The following is a 21,243-nucleotide window of genomic DNA, read 5'->3' as shown; positions in this document are numbered from 1 at the left end:
TTTAATGCTTTTTAATTTTAGAGAAAAACTGAATTCCAGTAAATTTCTGGTTACTGCTGAAATATCTCCTCCGAAAGGTACGAATGTAGCCGCCCCCCTGGAAGACGCCAGCCAGTTAAAGGGCCTTGCAGATGCCCTGAACGTCACAGATAACCAGTGTTCCATCATGCATATGAGTTCCCTGGCTTTCAGCAAGCTCCTGCTTGATGAAGGGCATGAGGTAATCATGCAGCTCACCTGCAGGGACCGGAACAGGATCGGGCTCCAGTCCGACCTTCTGGGTGCATATGCCCTCGGATTAAGGAACGTCTGTGTTATGACAGGGGACTTTCCTTCCTGCGGAGACCACCCGGGATCTAAACCCGTGTACGACCTCGATTCAGTACAGCTTCTGGAGCTTGTTCGAAAACTTGACAAAGGGATCGATTTAGCAGGAAATAGGCTGGACGGAGGTACTTCCTTCTGTATGGGTGCGGTTTCCGGCATAAACCCTCAAGAGGTCCTGCAGCTCATAAAACTTGAAAAAAAGGTCAGTTGCGGAGCCGATTTTATCCAGACTCAGGCAGTCTACGATGTGGGAATGTTTGAGGAGTTTGTGGAATCAACAGCCCATCTGGAAGTCCCTATCCTTGCCGGCCTCATCCCCCTTAAGTCCCTGAGGATGGCTGAGTACATGAATGAACATATCTCGGGAATACATGTCCCTGAAGAGATCCTTTCCCGTCTGAAAACCGCTTCTGACCCTGCCGATGAAGGTTTCTCCATAGCCTCCGAGACCATAAAGGAGCTTACAAAATTGTGTCGTGGCGTTCACATTATGCCCATCGGGTCTCATAAGAATACTCGCCGTTTGCTTTCCATGGCAGGAATTTCCCGGAAGTAACTTCGAAGAATCCCGAAAGTAACCCCTAAGAAACCGGGAAGTATTCCGGAAGGTACGGCCTCCGTATCATTACCTCGTTAACCGTGGCTTCAAGAAGGTAACCTTTACACAGTGGAATGTGGCTTCAAGAAAGTAAAGTCAGGATTCGGGTCGGAGGGCCCTATCTATGTATTTCCACTCCATAAAGTTGGGTTCCAGGCTTATATTTTACGGCGTTAACATTAGGACAATTTGTCATGTGTATCCCTGTTAACCTTTGATCTATTCCTCAAAAGTTTTTGCATATATAAGTTTTCATATGATGTATTTAATCTCTTTTTAAGTAGTTCTGCAGCATATACCATATTGAGGTTGTTAACTCTATAATTTACACCTGCAGACTGTTACAGGTGAATTTGTAGTAGAACGGCAGGATATCGGGAAATGTGTTCGCACCCTGTCCCGGGCTTTGGAGTTACCAGAGAAGGCTAAATAGAGGCCCTGTTAGCGTACCGGAAGTTTGTTCAGGTCTGCAGGACATCAGTCTTAAATAAAGTTTCTCCGGCTAAGATGTACCCTGGTGGAAAATGGCTTTTTTGCCACTTAAAAATGGAACCCCCGAAGCCTTAAGTTTTGCAGACATCGAGAAAATGAATGTGAAAACCTGATAATTGCAAGCTGTGATTCCTGATGTTTCCAGAACACAGACTCCGATGCAAAGCGTATAATTATTATTTCTGTGTGTCCGGGGAGGAAAGCCTTTTGGAAATGTTCATTCCGGTTTTCAGGCTTCCTTGCGGTTTTTGGGCTTACATGTCTGATATTCCCGATTCCTCAGTATATCTGTTTCTTAATCTATCCGGTGTAAGGGAGATGGTTTGTTAAGCAGGGTTTTTTCCGAAGAATAATTTTTTCGGACAGACTTTATCTGACGTCTTTTAACTCTTATTTTGCCTGTCCGTATCTTTTATTGGGCATTTTTGGTCGATTAATGTTAGCCTGGCTACCAGAAGGCGTTGCGTTGATATCGGAATTTAAGGAAGATTGGGTTTAGAGGAGATTGGATGTAGAGGATCCGGAGTTTCTCCGCAGGACCTGCGGGACTCCGGGAGGAGGCTACAATGCAGGTAATGGGTATAATATCATGCAATATTTTTGAGGATGAGATCGTCCACCTTGTGGAACATGATAGGGAGGTTAGCAAGGTCATCATAATTAAAAACGAAAATTCAGGAGGTATTGTTCGAAAACTTGAAAAAATCGGCTGTCCCTTCAGGGAAGTAAATCTCGTAAATGTGGATGAGCACAGGTTTTTCAGGGAACTTCATCTGGAAAATGCTGAAGGGGTGATCCTTGTGCTGAACATTCTCGAAATCGTGGGCATGAATAAGAGGCACAAAAGGCTGAAAATGAACGTATACGATGCCATCCTCAGGATGTCCCTGTTTTCGGACGGCTTGCTCCTCCTTTACGGGCTTTGCGGAAACCTGCTTAAGGACATTGAAGCCGATTTCGAGCACCTGAACTGCCCGGTTATTACCTTGAAGGACAGCGAAGGCAACATTGTTGACGACTGCGTTTGCGCAACCCTGGGAGGAAAAACTTCTTTCATAGAGGTCGTGAAGAGTCTTGAAGGGAACCGGACCTTCATGCTCACCCCTATGTGGGCTGCCAACTGGGAGGACATGGTCGTTGCAAACGGGTTTGCCCGGAGCCTTGAGCTCCTGGAAGAATCGAGGATGGTATTCAGGGTCTCAAAGTATACCCAGGTCGCAAAAATCAATACCGGACTGAGTTACCAGCACGACTTTCACTCAAAGGTTTATGAATTTGCTGACTACTACGGCTTGGATGTCAGGGAAATCGAAGCTGACCTGGAAATTTTTGAACGTTGTTACAGTGAACTGAAAACTGCGGTTATGTACCCGGCCTGAACCTGGAAATTCCCTATGTCGGGTTTTTACCCGCTTTTTTCCTTTTCCCCTTTTTTAATTTAGTTTTTTGTTTTCACCTTTGTTTTTTCTTTTCTTTTCATTTTCTTTTCTTTTCTTTTCATTTTCTTTTCATTTTCTTTTCTTTTCTTTTCTTTTCTTTTCTTTTCTTTTCTTTTCTTTTCTTTTCTTTTTCTCCTTTGATTTTTTTAGCTGCATTTTTTCCTTTCAGACCTGCTTTTTCCTGATGGTTTTTTGAAATTTTGGATACATTTATCAACAACTTCCCTTATTTTAGGCTGGGACCTCCTTTTACTCCGTTTTTTGGTTCCGGATATTGAAGATAAATTATTGGTTTTCAAAGGCAGTAAAATGAACTCAGAACTCAATTCCATCCAGATGTTCGGAATTAAGACCCCGATTATAAGGGCCGGGGACGATGTTGTGCAGATACTGGAAGCTGCACTGAAAGAAGCCTGCGTTGAACCCCTTGAAGGGGATATTTTCGTACTGGCCGAATCTGCGGTTGCCACTTCGGAGAATCGGGTCGTGGAACTTGAGCAGATAAAGCCAGGGGAAAGAGCGGTGGCTCTGGGAGAAGAATACGAGCTTGATCCTAGGGAAATGGAACTCGTGATCCGGGAATGCGATGAAATTTTCGGAGGAGTGCCCGGAGCCGCCCTTACCATCACGAAGGGGATTCTTGCCCCTAACGCAGGGATCGATGCTTCCAATGCCCCGGAAGGGCACGTTGTCCTCCTGCCCGAAGACCCGCGAAAGAGTGCCGAAAATATCCGTAAACGGCTCGAAGAACGTTACTCTTGCCGGCTGGGGGTTATTGTCGGGGACAGCAGGACCCAGCCCCTGAGGCTCGGCTGCACAGGGCTTGCGCTGGGAGTTTCCGGTTTCGTGCCCGTGGAAGATGCAAGAGGTGCTTTTGACATCTTCGGAAAACCCCTCCATATAACGCACAAAGCAGTGGCTGATAACCTTGTTTCGGCTGCGGAACTCCTTATGGGGGAGGGCGGGGAAAGGGTGCCCTGCGTGCTTATCAGGGGAGCTGCTGTCAAGCTTATCGACGAGTCTCCCGAAATGCCGAAGATTTCCATGGAAGGCTGCATGTACTTTGGAAACGTCATCAAAGCTCGAGGAAGGAAAGAAGAGAGTCAAAAACAGGGACAAAACCCGGAAAGCAAATGAATATTTTTATATTTCGGGTCGGCTAAAAAAAGCCTGAAGGGCTTCCTTTTCCGGATATGTTGATAATAAGGGTTCTGACTTCCAAGATAAGCATTATATATGCTCGGAGATAATATATACTAATTGATCCCCGACCCTGTATTTAATATCTCATCTTACAGCTTGCGTTTACGATTCAGGATTGGGTTCCCGGGCAATCTTTCCGTACTGGCTTCACGGGTACGGAACTTTGTCCGGCTGTCAGGCGTGGATCGATAGAAGAACATCAAAAGCTAATAAGAAGCTTTAAGGTATGCAGGTGATTTTATGAAACCAGTGATATTAGACTTTTCCGCAACATGGTGTGGACCTTGCAGGATGCAAAAACCAATTCTTGAAGAACTCGAAAAGCAGTATGCGGACAAGGTCGAGTTCAAAGTTATCGATGTGGATGAAAACCAGGAACTTGCTACAAAATACGGCATCCATGCTGTTCCGACGCTTATCATTGAGAAAGACGGGGTCGAGATTAAGCGCTACATGGGAGTAACCCAGGGCAGTGTCCTGGCCGCCGAGATTGATAAAGTGCTTTGATTTCTGTTTCCCGACAAAAGGCGCCCGGGGCTCTCAGTGAACCCGGGATTGCAACTTTTTAATCAATTTCTGTTACGAAAACCTTTTTCCTCCCTGCTCCAGCCAGAGGCTTGCAAGATCTACGTTTATTACTACGGGAGCGCGGAGGGTCACGAATACCCCGATCTTTCAGGTCGGGGATGAAGTGAACCCTCGCACGTTTTTTGTATTCCTTTAAATCGATAAAACGTTACTTCATTTTAAAGTGAGGTTTCTTGGTATCATGGTTACAGGAGTTGGAAATGCTACTCTATATTAAGGAAACCTTGTTAAATGATACTTAACTGTTCCCAAGAAACCGAGCGGGCGGCCCGAAGCATACCCCACCTTTTAAGGTGGGGTGGCCGCCCGCAATTTGATTTTTTTAGATGTTCGCTTAACAACATATCAATTATTTTTTACCATTATATAATAGTGGAGAGTCTGGAATGTTTAATTGGGGGTCAGGAAAATTATGTTTTTTATATAGATTTTTTATATTAATTATTTTCAAAAATTACTTATTTTTTTATCATATAATGTAAAGTTTTTATTAAATAAGGGTCATTTAGATTATCTGTAATATGTTCTATATTATTCATGAAAAATTAGATTAAAATAAATAAAAAATAATTTATCATAAAAATAGTTTCATGATAAATAAAATTGTTTTATTTTATGTGGGCTAATATGTTTATTAATATGAAATTTTAAAAATCAAAACACCTGCATTTAGAATTTAATACTTGCCCTTATCATATTAATCATAAGCTGGAATTATTATGGAGATGAATTTGTGCAAACAAAGTTAGAAAAAATTGAACAAAAATTCTTTTCCATAGCTGAGCAAACAGGGCAATTGATCTTCGATGGCGATGCGAGGACAGGTAAAATTGAGTGGGCAGGAGCGATTGAGGAATTTACTGGCTACACTCCAGAAGAATTTAGTAAAGTCGATCTGAATGCCTGCAGAGATATTATACATCCCGAAGACAGGGAAAGAGTGTGGGGTGCCCTGGAGAAATCTCTAAAAAAAGGGGAAGCGTTTAATCAGGATTTCAGGTTCAAGAGGAAGGATGGGAGCTATATTTACGTTGAAGACAGCTCGGTTTTCCTGAAGGATGAAGATAATCGTATATACAGGGCCATAGGATTGCTCAAAGACGTAACAGAAAGGCAGAATGCCCAGGACAAACTGAGGACAAAAGAAGAATGCCTCCTCAAATATTTGCAAAATTTCAGGGGGATTGGATTTCAGCTTGACAACAATTTTTACCTGATGCTGCTTCACGGGGCCGTGAAGGAAATTACCGGCTACGAGAGCAAAGAATTTCTTTCCGGGAAAATCCGTTGGGCTCAGCTCGTGGACCCTGAAGATCTGAGCCATTTTCTTGAAAATCGAAGAAAATTGGACAGTGTGGCAAACCATCTGGTTGAGCATGAATACAGGGTCAGGGGTAAAGATGGGAATAGAGTTTGGGTTTTTGAGTCCATCCAGATTGTGCACAATACGGATGATGCACCCTGTCTTTACCAGGGTTTTATCCGGGACATCACTGAGATAAAAATTACAGAGGAAGCTCTTGAAAGACTCGAAAAACTCCGCAAAAAAGAAATCCATCACAGGATCAAGAACAACCTGCAGGTAATCTCCAGCCTCCTTGACCTGGAGTGTGAGAATCTGCTGTCAGGTGGCTTTGATCGTGAAAAAATAGTCAAAGCTTTTAGGGAAAGCCATGATCGAATCGTATCAATGTCTATCATCCATGAGGAGCTTTACAAATCCAGTGACATGGAAACCATTGACTTTGCTTCATATCTAAGGAAATTGACAGCTGATCTCTTAAGGTCATACAAAGTGGGAGCTTCTAATGTCCGATTACGGTTGGATATGGAAGATCTCTTCCTTGAAATGGAAAGAGCAATCCCTCTGGGTATCATTGTTAACGAGCTGGTTTCCAATTCCTTAAAACATGCGTTTCCAAACGGAAAAAGTGGAGAGATACGCATAGAACTCAGCCTGAGAGTTACGGGTTCAAATGATATTTTAAGCAATAAAATTACTGACACTGGTATACAAAATAATTCTTACACAGACAGATATTTTACGCTGATTGTCGAAGATAACGGAACTGGTTTTCCTGAATCCGTTGATTTTAGAAACACCAGTTCTTTGGGCTTACAGCTAGTAAACACCCTCGTGGATCAAATCGGGGCCAGTATCCAACTTGAAAAGGGGCAAGGGGCGAAATTTAAGATCCGGGTCACGGATTTTTGAACTGGGGTAAAAAATGAGAGGTGACTGAGGTAAATTCTGGCCTCGAAATACATGTATCAGGCTAATATTTGGGGATCACTTAAACTTTATTTATTTCGTTCATATGTTGTTTTACGTGTAATTAATCTGTCAAATTGAGTGATAAGTATGGTAACAGTAGAAAGTGATACTTTCTGGAAAAAATATTATCTGAACTTCAGAGACGTTGCAAGCCCTCTCAGGACGCCTGCTCTTTTCGAATGGCTATATGATAACTACACGTATCTGCACTTATCCTGTGTGAGTCCATCTATTGTCTCCAGACTTGCCGACCTCAAGACGTGCATGTGCATAGTAGACGTAGCTGTTGACGACTCGTGTGATTTTGCGTCTCTTATAGAGAAGAATGGTGGAGAGAAATTTAGCTACGAGATGCTAAGCATGCTCTACAATACGGATAAAGTTGCATCGGGGGTTTACACGTCATCATATCCTGGTTCATGTAACAACATGTACGTAAAAATTACCTTTGATATTTTTTCAGATCTGCTTGGCACTCATATAATTTCCCTCCCAAGATACTATGATTTCAGAGGTGAGTTTTTCCTTGCGATGCGAAATGTTGCCAAATCAATGGAGTTCTCATATCTTTTGAACAAGAACAGGGTTATATATCCGTTCTCCTGTGTTGTCCAAAACAGGTCGGCCTCTACAATGGTTGCGGTCCATTCCATACTTGACCTGATGTCTTCTGAAAACTTTGACACTTCAGAGCTTGGAAAAGCGATAGCCTTTTTCAAAATGGCAGACGTCGTAGCAATGCTTAGCAATACGGTCAACACCTGGAAGAGGGAGATAATCGAAAGAGACTATAGCAGTCCGGTAATTTCACTGGCTCTTGAAAAGAAGCTTATCAAATTCAGCGATTTTGAGAAGATTAACGCAGAAAATATGGAAGAAAATCTATCACCTTTATCCGAAATAATAGAAGAGGAACTCAATAAGACCATATCATCAATGAAGGAATTCGCGGAGAATTGCGAGATAAAGAGCTTTGATACTTCAAAGTTTATAGGTAACTATTTGAAAGTAAGGAAGCATTTCGAGGTGAGAGAATCCTACTGGATAAATGCTTGAATAATTGATGGCCTGATGCTTGAATAGCTAACAACCTATTCCTACAATCTATTCCTTCACAGTTTGATTATCCGGTTTTTCATCATCATGCAAAATTGTTCCTTTTAAGAATATTTATTTTTCACCATGAATGTCAGTTGCATCATTTGAAAATCATAATTTCTACAACGTCTGTCTGTTGTGATTTTTGGGACAACATTTTGGCATCTTCACAATTTGCTAAAGGTATTTGCTAAAAGTTTTAATATCTTAAAGCTAATGTCCTCCAGGATTGTTTTGATTTCAAAAAAATTGATAGACCTTGGTGTCCTGGCGCTGCGGCAGAGGAATTCCCGCGGGAATTTCAAACCCCATGTATCCCTTCGTTTCAGGGACGATGCAGGGGGGCTGCGCATGTTTTCCGTTGACACGACAAGGACTCCAAATAAGTATCCTCAGCCCGACGCTTACCTGATTACTCACGCTCATTCCGACCACCACGGCAAGTCAGCGATGCTCTCGGAGCGCGCCCTCTGTTCGGAAAAAACGGCAAAAGCTCTTGAGATAAGGCATGACAGGGAATATAAGGGACAGACTTTCAAGCTCGGAGAAGAGTTTGAGCTTGAAGGGGTCCGGATAAAGACTTTCCCCACGGAACATACTGCCGGGGCAACGGCTTTTTACTGGGAAAACGATGTCGGGACGAAGATCCTGGTAACCGGGGATGTCAAGGACGCAAGCCAGCTCCCTCCCTGCGATGTGCTTGTCACGGAGGCGAATTACGGGGACCCGGAAGACCCTACCTGCCATTTTACGGATGACCTGGATAGTTTGAAAAGTGCTCTTCTAGAAAACGGGGCTGTTGCCTTCGGGGCTTATGAGTTTGGGAAAACCCAGAGGGCCGTGGAACTCCTCAGGGGTTTTGGCTACGATGGGGCAATCCGGATGGACACGAGAGCCCGGGTGCTTACCCGGAGCATGCTCGAAGCCGCCGGGGAACTGGCAGAACTGGACTGTACGCAGGAGGAAGGTGTGTTCATAGTCCCGCCCCGGGATCTTAACAGGCTTCCCTGGCACCTGAAGAAATACGTGTTGAGTTGCAGGATGGATTACCCTTACCCCACAATCAGGATCAGTGACCACCTGGACGCCCCAGGACTTGAGGAGATGGTCCGGAAACTTGACCCTGAAGTTACTCTCGTCTACCATCCCGGAGGAAACAGGCCTGCGAAGTTTTCAAAACATTTAAATTCCATAGGAATCGATTCGATATCCATAGATATGATCGGTAATGTTTTAAGTAATGAATTTGTCTAAATCAGGGAAGTTCGCGCCGAATCCCTGAGGATTTCAAGAGATAACGGCCGTTCAGGAGAGTACGTACTTTGAGTAAGAAAACCCAAAGGTCCAAGGGTTCAAAGTCTACAGAGACAAAACCCACAGAATTAATGGAAATACCCACGGAAGGCGCTGCAGAAAGCGCTGAAATCCCTGAGAAAAAGAGCTTTATCAAGGAAATGTCCCCGGAAGAAAAGCAAAAAGCTCACAGGGATGGAATTATAAAAACAATAGTTGCGGCTTTACTTGGGATTGTCGCCGGTTTCATAGTCTTCTACCAGTACGGGGCAGGCGAAGACAGGATCTGGTATGCCCTGCTAACGATTGTCTTTGTGCTTACATACTACCTCCAGAGGTTGATCTACCCGCAGCTCCAGATTGACACGAAGGCATTCAAGTTCAAGGACTGGTTTTATGTGGAATTCATTGTCCTGGACTTCTTCCTTGTGACCTGGACTTTGCTCCTGAACTGAAAAGTTCTTTTTTCTGAACTGCAAAAGGCCTTTTCCCGGGAAAAGGTCTTTTTACCTGGTCCTTTTATAGCCTTTTTATCATTCTTCTCTCATTGTTTCCGGTTTTTGGTCAGGTTTCGGTGTTCAGGCCAGTCCGGGGTTTCAGACTTAAACTGCTTGATAAAGACTTATAAAGCAGGGAAGGCATTTCATGAGCGCTATTAGCCGCTCAGAAACAATTCATACATACTTACAAAGCGGTTTATAAACAGCTCATAAACGTTGTAGTCATACACTTTAATATCTCTCAAGAATTGTAATATCTCTCAAGAATTGTAATATCTCTCAAGAATTATAATATCTCTCAAGAATTGTAATATCTCTCAAGAATTGTAATATCTCTCAAGAATTGTAATATCTCTCAAGAATTGTAATATCTCTCAAGAATTGTAATATCTCTCAAGAATTGTAATATCTCTCAAGAATTGTAATATCTCTCAAGAATTGTAATCATCTCATATCAATTAGGAAACCGTTACATGTAAAACGTTATTTTCGGGGATAATCATGCGAATAGCAATACTCAATAAGGACAGGTGCCAGCCCAGAAGGTGCAGTAAGGAGTGCGAAAAGTATTGTCCCAGGGTCCGGACAGGGGACGAAACCATTGTTTTCGGGGACGACGGAAAACCGGTCATCTCCGAAGAACTCTGCGTGGGCTGCGGGATATGCATAAACAAGTGTCCCTTTGACGCCATCATGATCATAGGGCTGCCGGAAGCTCTGCAGGAGCCCACTCACAGGTACGGGACAAACGGCTTTGCCCTTTTCGGGCTTCCTGTGCCGCGGGCCGGGAAGGTGACCGGGATTCTCGGGCCTAACGGGATAGGGAAGAGTACTTCGGTCCAGATCCTTTCAGGAGCCCTGGTCCCGAACTTCGGGCAGGGGACAGGGGACTGGGATACCGTGCTCGAGCACTATGCGGGTACGGCTCTTTATGATTATTTCAGGGACGTGGTTTCCGGGAAGTTCAGGATCTCCCAGAAGCCCCAGTACGTGGACCTGATCCCAAAAGCCTTCAAAGGCAAGACCTCCGAGCTCCTCGGGAAGACCGATGAACGAGGAGTACTCAATGAACTGGTAGACTACCTGGAACTCCGCGGCGTAATGGACCGCAAGATCTCGGAATTGAGTGGCGGGGAACTGCAGAGGGTTGCGATTGCAGCCTGTGCGGCCAGGGACTCCCATTTCTATTTCTTTGACGAAATCAGCCCCTACCTGGACATCCACCAGAGGATCAAGGTAGCCCGCTTGATCCAGGAACTCTCAAAGGAGAAGGCCGTGCTAGTGGTCGAACACGACCTTGCGATCTTGGACCTGCTCACTGACGCAATCCACCTTGCTTACGGTGAACCCGGCGGTTTCGGTGTGATCACCCACCCAAAGAGCGTGCGTGTGGGGATAAACCAGTACCTTAAGGGCTTCCTCCCTGAAGAAAACATCCGGATCAGGACTGAGGCCATCAAGTTTGAGGTACACCCGCCTACGGATACTCGTGAGTTCGAGTCCAGGGTCTCTTTTGGTGGTTTTTCCAAACAGTACGGGGAAGGCTTTTCCCTGAAAGCAACCGGCGGAAACCTCAGGGACGGCGAAGTGCTCGGTATTGTGGGGCCGAACGGGATTGGGAAGTCCACTTTCGTGAAAATCCTTGCCGGGGAAATCAAACCCGATGAGGGGGACCCCAACATCGATGTCAAGATCTCCTACAAGCCTCAGTACATTAAAGCCGATATCCAGATGCGGGTACAGGATTTTCTGCGGGGTATTTCAAGACAGTTCGGGACCAGCTACTACGAAGTGGAAATTGCAAAGCCCCTGCAGCTTGAAAAACTCTATGATCACATGTTAATGGACCTGAGTGGAGGGGAATTGCAGAGGGTAGCGATTGCTGCCTGCCTGTCCAGGGATGCCGACCTCTACATCCTCGATGAGCCGAGTGCCCACCTGGACGTGGAACAGCGCTCCATGGTCACGAGGGTCCTGAACCGCTTTGCCGAAAACAACCAGAAGACAGCCATGGTCGTCGACCACGATATCTACATGATCGACATGCTCAGCCAGCGCCTCCTGGTCTTCGAAGGTGAACCCTCGGTCTACGGTGAAGCTCACGGTCCCTTCAGCATGGAGAACGGTATGAACCGCTTCCTGGAAAACCTCGGGATCACTTTCCGTCGGGACGAAGAAACCAGACGCCCCCGTGTGAACAACCTGGGTTCAAGGCTTGACCGGGAACAGAAGGAAAGCGGCAACTACTACTATGCTGCGACCGAGTAATCTGCCAAATTTCACTTTTTTGCTTTCTATGGGTGAAATTGTACTGTGGACTTGTAAGGGCGGACTTTTATTTCTGCCCTGGATTGCTTTTTCAAAATAATTTTTTATCGGATGCGGGAGTTTCTGGTCTTTAATGAAAATCGAGTGTCTCGACCTGCCAGATGAAGTAAAGAAATTTTACCTGGATTCCGGAATTGAGGAGCTTTACCCTCCGCAGGCGGAAGCTGTGGAAAAGGGCCTGCTTGAAGGAAGGAACTTGCTTGCGGCAATCCCTACGGCGTCAGGAAAGACTTTGCTTGCCGAGCTTGCCATGTTAAAGGCGGTACTTTCGGGGGGAAAGGCGCTTTATATCGTGCCTCTCCGGGCACTTGCCTCCGAGAAGTTCAGGCATTTCCGGGAGTTTTCAAAACTCGGGGTCAGGGTCGGGATTTCTACCGGGGACTATGACCGGCGGGACGAGGGGCTTGGAGTAAATGACATTATCGTGGCGACGTCCGAGAAGACGGACTCCCTCCTGAGGAACGATACGGCCTGGATGCGGGAGATTTCTGTTGTTGTGGCTGACGAGGTCCACTTGATCGATTCGGCGAACCGGGGGCCTACTCTTGAAGTAACCCTCGCAAAGCTCAGGAGGATGAACCCCTCCTGCCAGATCCTGGCGCTTTCGGCTACTGTCGGGAATGCTGACGAGCTTGCGGCGTGGCTGGATGCCGGGCTTGTGCTTAGTGATTGGAGGCCTACCGACCTTAGGGAGGGGGTTTTGCTTAACGGGACTTTATACTTTAAGGGTCTGGACAGGGCTATTGAACAGCCCACAAAGGACGAGGCGGTGAACCTTGTGCTGGATACCCTCCGGGAAGGAGGGCAGTGCCTGGTTTTTGAGAGCAGCCGGAAGAACTGCATGGGTTTTGCAAAAAAAGCAGCTCCGAAAGTCAAAAAGGCCCTCTCTGTGGAAGACAGGGACGTACTTGCCGGGATTGCCGACGAGGTTCTGGAAAACAGCGAGACTGATACCGCGGTCACCCTTGCAGCCTGTATCCGGGCCGGGACAGCTTTCCACCATGCAGGGTTGACTTCGGCTTCAAGGGAGCTTGTGGAAGAAGGTTTCAGGGCAGGCCGGATCAAGATGATCTCAAGCACACCCACCCTGGCTGCGGGGCTGAACCTGCCTGCCCGGAGGGTGGTTATTCGAAGCTACCGGCGCTATTCTTCTCAAGATGGAATGCAACCTATACCTGCTCTCGAGTACAAACAGATGGCGGGCAGGGCAGGAAGGCCGAGGCTTGACCCTTACGGGGAAGCTGTACTTCTCGCAAAGTCGAATGAGGAGCTTGGAAATCTTTTTGAGCGTTATATCGAGGCCGGGGCTGAGGAGATCTGGTCCAAGCTCGGGACCGAAAATGCCCTCAGGACCCACGTGCTTTCCACGATTGCAAACGGGTTTGCCCATACGAAGGAAGAGCTCATGGACTTTCTGGAGGCGACCTTCTTTGCTTTCCAGTACTCGAATTTTGGGCTCTCTACGGTTGTGGATGAGTGCCTGCACTTCCTGACGCTTGAGGGCATGCTCGAGGAAGCCGAAGAACTCGTCCCCACGATGTTCGGGAAACTGGTCTCAAAGCTTTATATCGACCCCCTCTCGGCAGCAGTCGTCGTAAAAGGCCTGAGAGGGGCAGGGGGTTCCCTGACTGACCTTACCCTGCTGCACCTTATCTGCAGCACGCCGGACATGCGCCTGCTTTACATGCGGAGTTCGGACTACGAAGGGATCAACGATTTTGCCATGACTCATTCGGAGGAGTTCGTGAAAGTCCCTAACTCCTTCGATATGGTAGAGTACGAGTGGTTTTTGCAGGAGGTAAAGACCGCGCTCCTGCTTCTGGAATGGATCCGGGAAAAGCCTGAAAACGAGCTATGTTCAAAGTTCGGGGTCGGGGAAGGGGACATACGGGCAATTGCGGATATTGCCGAGTGGATCATGCACGTGGTCACCCAGCTTGCCCGGCTCCTTGAGCTGAAGGGGGCTGAGAAAGCCGCAGAACTCGAAATGAGGGTCCACTACGGAGCAGGCCCCGAACTGATGGAACTGCTCGACATGAAGGGCATAGGGCGTGTCAGGGCAAGAAAACTCTACAAGGCGGGTTTCAGGTCTCTTGCAGACCTCTCAGGGGCAGCCCCGGAGGCTGTAGCTGCGGTTGTCGGCCCGAAGATTGCGGAAAGGATTTTCAGGCAGCTTGGAAGGGATGATGCTGCCGGCACGGAGTTCTCTGCTGAAGTGCAGCTGCCGGAGGCCGGGGAAGAAAAGGCCGGGGCGGGACAGAAAACTTTCAACGATTTTTGAATTGATAGCCTGAAGTCCGGTCAAAAATTCCGAATTTCCGTCCACTTCGCTCATCTTTTTGCCTATTTTTTCTTTCTTCTTCTTCGCTTATTTTTTCCTTTTTCCTTCCTTTCCTCCGCTCAAATACTGTCTAAATTTTAGGATTTCTACAAAGCCCCTTTTTTTCGCTTTTCATTTTCACCTGGATTTTAAGGGTTTTATCGGGTTTTGAGGTGAAAATATTAAATTAGATCAGGGATTTAATGGGATCAGATTATATTTCAGAGATGATCATCATGTTATTCAAAAAATTGTCAGACGTTTCAAAAGCTGAAATGCAGGGACTGCTCTCCCGGGAATCCGGGCTTGCAGACGTGGGGGAAACCGTTTCGGCCGTGCTTGCGGATGTGCGTGAAAAGGGAGATGCAGCAGTCCGGGAATATACAAAGAAGTTTGATAAGGTAGATTTTACGGATTTTGAGGTCAGTGAAGAGGAATTCGAAAAAGCGATTTCCGGAATCGATGCGGAGCTCCTGGAGCACCTCAAAACCGCAGCTTCAAATATCAAAGCTTTCCACGAAGCCCAGCTCCCCGAGAAGACCTGGTTCATGGAACTCAAACCCGGGGTCGTGCTGGGACAAAAAGCTACTCCCCTTGAAAGCGTGGGGGCCTATGCTCCCGGAGGCAGGGCTTCCTATCCTTCTACAGTGCTCATGACCGTGATCCCCGCCCGGGTTGCAGGTGTTGAGCAGGTGATTGTATGTACTCCTCCGAGGGCTGACGGTTCGGTACACCCTCTTACCCTGGCAGCGGCAAAGGTCGCAGGGGCGGACAGGGTCTTCAAGCTCGGCGGCGTGCAGGCCGTAGGGGCAATGGCTTACGGGACGGAGAGCGTTCCGAAGGTTGGCAAGATTGTGGGTCCGGGGAATGTCTTTGTGACGGCTGCCAAGATGCAGGTCAGGGACGTTGCCGAAATCGACTTCCCGGCAGGCCCGAGTGAGGTGTTGATTATTGCGGATGAGTCTGCGGATGCTGTAATGGTAGCTTCGGACATCATCGCCCAGGCAGAACACGACCCGAATGCTGTTTCCGTGCTGGTCACGACATCCGAAGCCCTGGCAAAAGCCGTAAGCGAAGAAGTAAGGGTTCAGGCCAAGCAGACCGCAAGGGGTGAAATCGTGAAAGTTTCCCTGGAGAATGCCGCAATCCTTACGGAGAGCTCCCTGGAAAAGTGCATCGACTTCAGCAATAAATTCGCTCCCGAACACCTTGAAATAATCGTTTCGGATGAGGATTTCGTGCTTGACAGGATCAAAAATGCCGGATCTATTTTCGTCGGAGCCTATGCCCCTGTCCCTGTGGGGGACTATGCATCCGGTACCAATCACGTGCTTCCTACTGCCGGTTATGCCCGGGTCTATTCCGGACTAAACATAAATCACTTCATGAAATATTCTACCATCCAGAAAATCAGTAAGATTGGGCTTGAAAGCTTAAAAGAAACTGTAATCGCGCTGGCCGAGGAAGAAGGCTTAAAGGCACATGCCGATGCTATAAGGACGCGGTTCGGCTGGAAACCTTCTAAATAATGTGTACGCCATTCGATACTTATATAAAATGTAAACGCATAAGAAAATTTGCTATTTTAAATAAATGAGGAGTAGTGGGGATTAGTATGAAAATTAGAGTGGTTAGTTCACGGGAGGAAATTCCTACCCTGAATCCTAATGAAAAAGTTGTACACCTTGCATTCAGACCCTCGAACAGGGATGTCTTCGTGCTTGCGGAGACATGTCCGAAAATTGAAGCAATCCAGCTTCCGAAGTCGTATCGTCGAACAGTCTCAAAATCTATTGAGATGTTCCTGGAAATGCAGAAAATTAACCTCCTCGAAGGGGACGTTTGGGGACACAGGAAGGACATAAACGAGTACTACAATGTATCCCAAAACGTACTGGAGAAGATCCAGGAATTAAAGGCGGACCGTGTATCCAACGATATGATTGCTGAAAAACTTTCGAGAGAAAGCAAGTTGAACACTGATATGATCATGTACATCTTAAACCAGAAGAATGTGGCTTGAGCTACCCTTCTGTTCAGGTATTTTTCGGTTGAGGTGATAATTTTTTTCTTTGCATCTGAAAAGGGGCTTGTAGAAAGATATGGGTCCGGGTTTTTGCATCCGGGGGGTTTAAAGAGTTTTTCAGGGCAATCCGGGATCTTTCGTTCTTAATAGTAATATCTTAGAGGTAATCCTGTAAATAGGTCGTACTTGCGGACAGATCGCATCAGTAGAGTTGCATCAGTAGAGTTGCATCAGTAGAGTTGCATCAGAGCTGCACAGGCATACGGATTGTAACTTCTGCGTGAGATTTTTTTCCGCATTCAGGATTTCCTAATTAGGACGTTTCATCCTTGTTTATGAATACCCTGGTTTGTCTAAGTGTAAGCATATGCAGTGAGTTTATGCATCGTGAGTTCATTCGTCGTGGGTTCATAGTAAAGCCTTCATTTTTAGGGCACTTCCGGCCTCAGTAAAAAATCTGATTGAGAGTGAAATCTTATTTGGGAGGTCTGATTGAGAGTGAAATCTTATTTGGGAGGTCTGATTGAGAGTGAAATCTGATTGAGAATGGGCTCTATTTTATCAGGATCTTCTAAGAAGAGCAGGCGCTGTATTTCCGGTTCTTTCTGTGGGCTGGAGTTTCCTGATTCTCCGCCGGGGACATTTTTAGAACTGTCTTTTTATATTTATCTCTACTTTCTAAATAATGTTTTAACTTTGGAACACTCAATTTCAATTGGGATTTTGAAGTATTTCACTTCTTCCTTCTTTTAATGCTTTTTTTCTCAAATAACATGGGGTAAGTTGAATGAATTTCACGATAAATTATGGAAAATTATTTAAGCTTGGTTATCCAATTAATTTTATTAGTCTTTGATTTAATCGAAGATATGTGGGGGATTAGAATGAAAATCAGAGTTGTCAGCTCAAGAGATGAGATCATCTCATTGAACCCTAACGAGAGGGTAGTCCATCTAGCGTTCAGGCCTTCAAACAAGGACATTTTCCTGCTTGTAGAGACCTGCCCGAAACTCGAGGTCGTCCAGCTTCCCAGGTCCTACAAACGGACTATTTCGAAATCAATCGAAATGTTTCTGGAAATGCAGAAAGTCGAGTTAATGGAAGGTGATGTCTGGGGGCACAGGAAGGACATAAATGAATATTACACCGTACCCTCTTCCGTAATCGAGAAAATAAAGGACATGAAGGGCGAAGGGGTTCCTGCCGAAGAGGTAGCAGAAAAGGTAGCAAAAGAAAGCAAGCTGAACTCGAAGATGGTGATGTATATACTGAACCTGAAGCAGATAGAGTAAGCGGCTTTTTCTGACTTTTTACTTGATTTTAAAAATGGAAATTCATGGGGCAGAAGCCTGTTTAGCTTTGCCCCGATTTCAAAAATCCCTTTTATCGGCCTGCCTTCTTTTTTCAGGTCGTTTTTACAGATTGCTTTTACAGGCCGCTTTTATGTTTCGCCTCTCTTCTTACGAGCCGTTTATTCCATTTCGCCGTTGAAGTATTTGTCATAGGAGGCCATGTCAAAGTGCCCGTGTCCGCTCAGGTTGAAGAGGATTGTTTTCTCTTCCCCGGTCTGCTTGCACTTGAGAGCTTCGTCGATTGCACAGCGTATGGCATGAGAAGATTCCGGAGCCGGCACAATTCCTTCCGTGCGGGCAAACTGGACCGCAGCTTCGAACACGGTCTTCTGCCCGTAGGAAACGGCGTCAATTAAACCTTCGGCGTGGAGTTTGCTTACGATCGGGGAGTCCCCGTGGTAGCGAAGTCCCCCTGCATGGATGGCGGGCGGGACATGGGTGTGCCCGAGGGTGTACATCTTGAGAAGCGGGGTCATTTCAGCCGTGTCCCCGAAGTCATACCTGTATTCTCCTTTCGTAAGGGTGGGACAGGACGTGGGTTCCACTGCAATCACTTTTGCATCATGTTTGCCTTCAAGCTTGTCTTTTACGTACTCAAGAGCGATGCCCCCCAGGTTACTTCCCCCGCCGCAACACCCGATTACAATGTCAGGGTACGTTTCCACCTGGGCAAGCTGCTTTTTACTCTCTTCCCCGATAATGGTCTGGTGCAGTACCACATGGTTCAGGACGCTTCCGAGGGAATATTTAGTGTTCTCATTAAGTGCGGCATCTTCCACGGCTTCACTTATGGCAATTCCCAGGGTTCCCGGAGTATCGGGCTGTTCTTTCAGGACCCATCTCCCGAATTCCGTGTCCGGGCTCGGGGAAGGGACTACGTTTCCGCCCCAGAGGGTTATGAGGGATTTCCGGTAGGGTTTCTGGTAGAAACTGGAACGGACCATGTAGACTTTGCACTCGATATCGAAATAGTTGCAGGCAAGGGACAGCGCACTTCCCCACTGCCCTGCTCCTGTTTCGGTGGTTATCCTTTCCGTGCCCTCTTTCATGTTGTAATAAGTCTGGGCAATGGATGTGTTAGTCTTGTGGCTGCCTGCCGGGCTTACCCCTTCATATTTGTAATAGATCTTCGCAGGGGTCTTGAGGAGCTTTTCAAGCTGGTGGGCCCTGTAAAGAGGGCTTGGCCTCCAGAGCCTGTATATTTCAAGGACCTCTTTGGGGATGTTGATGTACCTGTCACTGCTCATCTCCTGCCTGATAAGCTCCTTTGGAAAAATAGGTTCCAGGGCCTCGGGACTCATCACTTCCCGTGTTTTTGGATCAAGAGGGGGTTCCAGAGGGGTGGGGAGGTCGGGAAGAACGTTATACCACCTTTTTGGCATTTCGTTCTCGTCAAGGATTATTTTTGTCTGTTCCATGTTATCCCTTTTCTGTATATGCGTGAATGGCTATTTTTTTGTACAGGTTTGTACCTTGCCGTATTTAATTGTTACCTCCTCGGCAGACGTGGTGTATGTCCTATACATCTATACTTTGTTAAGAGCGGCGTTTTTTTCGTCCGGAAAAAGCGGCAACTCCTGGATTTTGGGTCCATAATTTGTAGAATTGAATGAAGGACTGCAGGATCGAAAATCTGTAGGATATTGAAAATGCCAAATAGAATCTAATATTGGAAATAAAACCGAATGCAGAAATAAAAAATGGATTCCGAAAATAAAGAATTCTGATACTAAACTGTTGAAAACGGGTGTTGAAAATGGGGTATGGAAATAAGAAAGCCTGCATGAGGCTTTTTATTCCAAGCTGCCGGCAAGTTTCACCGCAAGTTTTGCAACTTCCGTGGCGCTAGTGCCGAGCAGGCGGACCATGGGTTCTTTTCCTGCGCCGCCTTCATCATAAATCATGTCAGGTACGCTCTCGTAAACCCTTATTGCCTCGGCCGTGCCCCAGTCCATGGAGCTTACGTTTTCAGGTTCTTTTTCCCTATCAAAGGAAGAAACCGTAAGTCCTATTTCCCTGCAGGCGGCAAGGACTTTTTCGGAGTACCTGACGTTTACGGCTGCCCTAATCCGGGGGTCGTAGCGGAGGGCGGCGAGAATGATCCTTGCAACGTGCTGGCTTGCCCCGAAGTCCACGCAGCCCACGGGCATTGCCCTGTTCCTGTACCTTACTATCCTGCCCTCCACGGCAGCGACGTCCTCGCAGGCTTCAGCGCCGGGAATACCCATCCCTATGTTGCAGCCTACCTCGGCGACCAGTTTTGCAAAATCGGGGCTCTCAGTAAGGATGGAGACTGCAGCTTTCACGTCCCTGAGGACCCGGTAGCGCTCCATTTCTTCCAGGGTCTTGCCTATGGGGTTTATGGGGTTCACCCCCCTGCCTGCGGGAATGCTCTTCAGGATTGCCTGTACCACAAACTTTTTTGCTTCCCATGTGGCTGTTTCCAGGCTTTCTCCCCTGGCAAGGTATGCGGTCATTGCTGAAGAGTAGGTGCAGCCAGAGCCGTGAGTCCCTCCTTTGACAAAGTCCCCTGGAACCCGGGTGAAGGTGCCGCTGTCTGCTTCATAGAGCAGGTCTGTTGCGTCCAGGTGCCCGCCGGTAACGACCACTGCTCCGGCTCCCAGATCCGCGATTTTTCTTGCCGCCGCCTTTGCGTCTTCCGGGGTTTTGACGGGGATCCCGGCAATTGCGCCTGCTTCGGCGGCGTTCGGGGTCGTGACTTTGCAAAGGGGGAGTAGTTCTTCGATAAGGGTGGATAGGGCTTCTTTTCGGAGGAGGTCACCTCCGGCTTCGGCAGCCATCACAGGGTCGATTACAAGGGAAAGCCCGTGCTTTTTTACCCCTGCCGCAACCTCCCTGATGATCCCGGAAGAGGCGAGCATACCCGTCTTTACCCACCGGACATCCATATCCGTACAGACCGCTTCGATCTGGGCGGAAACGGCGGCGGGGGCCAGGTCAAAGGCATTGAGGACTCCTGTGGTGTTCTGGGCCGTGACCGAGGTAATGGCGCAGGTCCCGTGCACCCCGAGGGCTGCAAAGGTCTTGAGGTCAGCAGCGATCCCGGCTCCTCCTCCGGAGTCCGAACCTGCGATTGTCATTACAATGGGCTTTTCTGGTGTGGCGGGCTTTCCTGTCATTCTAATCCTCTTGTTTTTTGGTTTGGTGGCTTTTGGATCTGTTTCTCCGGGGAGAGCTTTTGGGCATATTTATTTTCGAGTTTGTTTATTTCATGAACGTTCTTATTTGTGAGCATGTTTCTTTGTGCACGCTTATTCGTGAACGCTTTTATCCGTAAACGCTTTTATTTATGAATGGGTATTTGTGAGAGTATTTACTTTATGCGAATGTTTCTGCTTCCTTTAAATAGATGCTTTTAATAAGAGTATTCCGCTTCGATAGTT

At 46.9% G+C, this 21,243-nt stretch carries 16 protein-coding genes; 13 read left to right on the top strand and 3 right to left on the bottom strand.

Annotated features, from left to right (window positions below; genetic code table 11):
* Window positions 1-4: 4 nt before the first annotated feature.
* On the top strand, window positions 5-883 hold the full coding sequence (locus MSMTP_RS12845) for a methylenetetrahydrofolate reductase (RefSeq protein WP_048180098.1): 879 nt from the start codon (window positions 5-7) through the stop codon (window positions 881-883).
* Between the two features lie 1,100 nt (window positions 884-1,983).
* A complete protein-coding gene (locus MSMTP_RS12840; protein WP_048180096.1) occupies window positions 1,984-2,796 on the top strand; it encodes a DUF1638 domain-containing protein in 813 nt (270 codons plus the stop codon).
* Window positions 2,797-2,914: 118 nt separating this feature from the next.
* On the opposite strand, the gene MSMTP_RS19395 is transcribed toward MSMTP_RS12840, so the two are convergent.
* Window positions 2,915-3,073 carry a hypothetical protein gene (locus tag MSMTP_RS19395; protein WP_156153832.1) on the bottom strand — a complete coding sequence of 53 codons (159 nt, stop codon included), beginning with the start codon at window positions 3,071-3,073 and terminating at the stop codon, window positions 2,915-2,917.
* Between the two features lie 92 nt (window positions 3,074-3,165).
* Here MSMTP_RS19395 and cofE point away from each other — a divergent pair, with 92 nt between their 5' ends.
* The 11 genes from cofE (at window position 3,166) to MSMTP_RS12785 (ending at window position 17,779) form a co-directional block, all read left to right on the top strand.
* On the top strand, window positions 3,166-3,993 hold the full coding sequence (cofE, locus tag MSMTP_RS12835) for a coenzyme F420-0:L-glutamate ligase (RefSeq protein ID WP_048183562.1): 828 nt from the start codon (window positions 3,166-3,168) through the stop codon (window positions 3,991-3,993).
* 306 nt (window positions 3,994-4,299) lie between these two features.
* Window positions 4,300-4,566: a thioredoxin gene (gene trxA / locus MSMTP_RS12830; protein WP_048180093.1), complete on the top strand. Its 267-nt coding sequence runs from the start codon at window positions 4,300-4,302 to the stop codon at window positions 4,564-4,566.
* 814 nt (window positions 4,567-5,380) lie between these two features.
* Complete coding sequence (locus MSMTP_RS12825; RefSeq protein WP_231582777.1) at window positions 5,381-6,862, top strand: sensor histidine kinase; 1,482 nt, start codon at window positions 5,381-5,383, stop codon at window positions 6,860-6,862.
* A 147-nt stretch (window positions 6,863-7,009) separates the two neighbouring features.
* Window positions 7,010-7,978 (top strand): hypothetical protein, encoded by a 969-nt coding sequence (locus MSMTP_RS12820; protein WP_048180088.1) that lies wholly within the window; start codon window positions 7,010-7,012, stop codon window positions 7,976-7,978.
* Between the two features lie 276 nt (window positions 7,979-8,254).
* Complete coding sequence (locus MSMTP_RS12815) at window positions 8,255-9,274, top strand: MBL fold metallo-hydrolase (protein ID WP_048183558.1); 1,020 nt, start codon at window positions 8,255-8,257, stop codon at window positions 9,272-9,274.
* 68 nt (window positions 9,275-9,342) lie between these two features.
* A complete protein-coding gene (locus tag MSMTP_RS12810; protein WP_052718401.1) occupies window positions 9,343-9,768 on the top strand; it encodes a hypothetical protein in 426 nt (141 codons plus the stop codon).
* A gap of 546 nt (window positions 9,769-10,314) precedes the next feature.
* On the top strand, window positions 10,315-12,081 hold the full coding sequence (locus MSMTP_RS12805) for a ribosome biogenesis/translation initiation ATPase RLI (protein ID WP_048180085.1): 1,767 nt from the start codon (window positions 10,315-10,317) through the stop codon (window positions 12,079-12,081).
* Between the two features lie 133 nt (window positions 12,082-12,214).
* Window positions 12,215-14,422, top strand: coding sequence for an ATP-dependent DNA helicase (locus tag MSMTP_RS12800; RefSeq protein ID WP_048180082.1), 2,208 nt, complete (start codon window positions 12,215-12,217; stop codon window positions 14,420-14,422).
* A 266-nt stretch (window positions 14,423-14,688) separates the two neighbouring features.
* Window positions 14,689-15,990, top strand: coding sequence for a histidinol dehydrogenase (hisD, locus tag MSMTP_RS12795; protein ID WP_048183553.1), 1,302 nt, complete (start codon window positions 14,689-14,691; stop codon window positions 15,988-15,990).
* 86 nt (window positions 15,991-16,076) lie between these two features.
* Window positions 16,077-16,484 carry a DUF1699 family protein gene (locus MSMTP_RS12790; RefSeq protein ID WP_048180079.1) on the top strand — a complete coding sequence of 136 codons (408 nt, stop codon included), beginning with the start codon at window positions 16,077-16,079 and terminating at the stop codon, window positions 16,482-16,484.
* Between the two features lie 887 nt (window positions 16,485-17,371).
* Complete coding sequence (locus MSMTP_RS12785) at window positions 17,372-17,779, top strand: DUF1699 family protein (protein WP_048180077.1); 408 nt, start codon at window positions 17,372-17,374, stop codon at window positions 17,777-17,779.
* A 179-nt stretch (window positions 17,780-17,958) separates the two neighbouring features.
* Here MSMTP_RS12785 and MSMTP_RS12780 read toward each other — a convergent pair whose 3' ends face one another.
* Complete coding sequence (locus MSMTP_RS12780) at window positions 17,959-19,257, bottom strand: TrpB-like pyridoxal phosphate-dependent enzyme (protein WP_048180074.1); 1,299 nt, start codon at window positions 19,255-19,257, stop codon at window positions 17,959-17,961.
* Between the two features lie 375 nt (window positions 19,258-19,632).
* A complete protein-coding gene (gene thiD, locus MSMTP_RS12775; RefSeq protein WP_048180071.1) occupies window positions 19,633-20,979 on the bottom strand; it encodes a bifunctional hydroxymethylpyrimidine kinase/phosphomethylpyrimidine kinase in 1,347 nt (448 codons plus the stop codon).
* Between the last annotated feature and the right edge of the window lie 264 nt (window positions 20,980-21,243).

Source organism: Methanosarcina sp. MTP4 (assembly GCF_000970045.1).
In the GTDB taxonomy this organism is placed as follows: Archaea; Halobacteriota; Methanosarcinia; order Methanosarcinales; family Methanosarcinaceae; genus MTP4.
Note: the sequence above shows the minus strand (reverse complement) of the source record. Positions and strands in the feature narration are given on the sequence as shown.